Genomic DNA, 2,301 nt, shown 5'->3' with positions numbered 1-2,301 from the left:
CGCTCCCCGCAGCGCGGGCTTCTAATCCACGTGTAGGCATCATCGCCACCGCCGGCAGGGGCTGGTCATTGCCGTTGGTATGCAGGCACGAACCTGGTGCAACAACACATCTACGCGCAGGTAGCTCATTCATGCCTGACCAACTTGATGATCGGCACGAGCACATCCAGCACCTCCGTGACCAGGATGGGTAACGGTAGGCCACGTGCCGGATCGTGAGCGCGGCTGGCGCGGCAGCATGACTGCCGCACGCCAAACTGCACGACACGCGCATGACGAGCGGGTAATGCAATCCATTCAGCACGTGCTGGCACGGCTGGAGCGGCGCACTGTCACCGGGCTAGTCGTCCACAACAGTACCCATTTGTGGGTAATGCATAGCCCGCTGGGGGCGGGGATCGCCGGAGCAGGATGGTTCCCGCTGTCGTGCGCCGGTGCAGAGTGGCAATATTCCGCTGAAAGCAGGCGGCGAGCCAGAGGCGCATGCTCCCAGCATTTTCCAGATGGTGCGCCGGAGGCGTGCGCTCCCAGTGTTTGCGCACAGCGGGACTATACTCGGGTGCGGTGTCCTGTCCGCTATTCCGTCAGATTTGATACGGCACAGAACCCAACAGACGCGGCAGCATGACTTCCACACCCCGCCTCCGTAACATGACTAAAGGTGTGGCAGGATTTCTGCCACACCCCAGACCTGCGTCGCGAACACCCCTGGCTCTCAACGCAGGTTAGCCGGACGTTCACCCAGGGTCACCGACACCCGCTGTTCCTGACCATCGCGGAGGATGGTCAATTCCACCGTATCACCAGGGCGATATTGCAAGAGAAGTTGACGCAGCGAGACGGTGCCATCGAGGCGCTGATCATTCACGGCGAGGATGATGTCGCCTTCGCGCAAACCGGCCTGCGCTGCGGCGGTGTTTGGTAAGACGGCGGGCTGGCCACTGATACCAGCATTGATGTAAGCACCATTCTGCACCGGCAGATCGTACTCTGCGGCAACTTCACCATCGATCATCAGGTAGGTAATACCCAGGAACGGATAGCGCACCTGACCGGTACGGATGATCTGGTCGGCAACGTTGGCGAAGATGCTGCTCGGCACCGCGAAGCCAAGTCCCTCAACCGGCGCACTCGACCCGAAACCGAGATCGTTACGTACAACCAGCGTGTTGATGCCGACGACTTCACCGCGCAGATTGATCAGTGGGCCACCACTATTTCCACTGTTGATCGCTGCATCGGTCTGAATCAGACCCTCCATTCCACTACCGGGCACCGAACGGTTCAGTGCGCTGACAACACCTGCAGTCACCGTGTTGCGGAAATTACCGAGTGGACTACCGATAGCCAGCACTGTTTCGCCCGGCTGCAACGCCGACGAGTCACCGATAGTGGCGACACCCGGTACCTCGCCATCGACTTTTAGCACCGCAATATCATTGAGCGAGTCGGTACCAACCAGCTTAGCCTCACGGCGGGCACCATCAGCGAAAAGCACAAAGTAACGACTACCTCCGCTAACAACATGGTTATTGGTGATGATGTAGCCCTGATCGCTGATGATAACACCACTCCCGCTCCCCTGACCGGTGCTTCCGGTAACGGTGACGGTTACAACAGCCGGCGCTACACGCTTTACGGCTTCAACCATCGCATCGGAGACACTAACAATTTCGACGGGCTGAGTAACGGTTTGAGTTGAGGACGAGGTTCCATTGCTCGCGGTGACCGGCTGGGCATTGATGGTCGTGACCGTGGCAGCGACCTGGGCCAAGGTCTGGCGGGCTACCAGATAACTGACCAGACCACCGGTTGCGGCACCACCGGCAACGCCGATAAAGATGCCCAGTAAGAAGACAAAGATCAATGCTAAACGATTAACATTCATCGTACACCTCCTTGGCGTCAGACGACAACGATGCCGTCGTTTTCGCTAAGAGTATCATGATGGGAAGTTTTTAATGTTTGGTTAGAAGGTTGTTAGAAGGTGATGAGATTTTGGGGGAAGGGGGAAGTAGGAGGTAGAAAATAGGAGATAGGGAGATAGAAGGGAGGAGATAGGAGATAGGGAGATAGGAGATGGGAGGGAGGGGAAGAGGAGGGGGTTATGAGTGGAGAGGGTAGCAAATCTGGTGGCATAGCGTTCGTAGCACGTTATCGGACGATCACGCTGGTACTATCTCTGAATGCCGACGTGCCGAATCAGCCTTCACGCTAGGCACGCAGTGGGGTCACGGTGTGGAGTGAATACCGGTCCCAGCCCGGATTGCCCGTGACGCATGGTTTGGAGTGCGGCAGCCA

1 protein-coding gene is annotated in these 2,301 nt (G+C 57.8%); it reads right to left on the bottom strand.

Annotation, left to right across the window (positions count from 1 at the left end; translation table 11 throughout):
- Positions 1-715: 715 nt before the first annotated feature.
- Positions 716-1,888 (bottom strand): S1C family serine protease, encoded by a 1,173-nt coding sequence (locus VAE55_RS15865; protein WP_322816707.1) that lies wholly within the window; start codon positions 1,886-1,888, stop codon positions 716-718.
- Positions 1,889-2,301 lie beyond the last annotated feature (413 nt).

It is taken from the genome of Chloroflexus sp. (assembly GCF_034432675.1).
Lineage (GTDB): Bacteria > Chloroflexota > Chloroflexia > Chloroflexales > Chloroflexaceae > Chloroflexus.
This window is presented reverse-complemented; position numbering and strand designations above follow the sequence as displayed.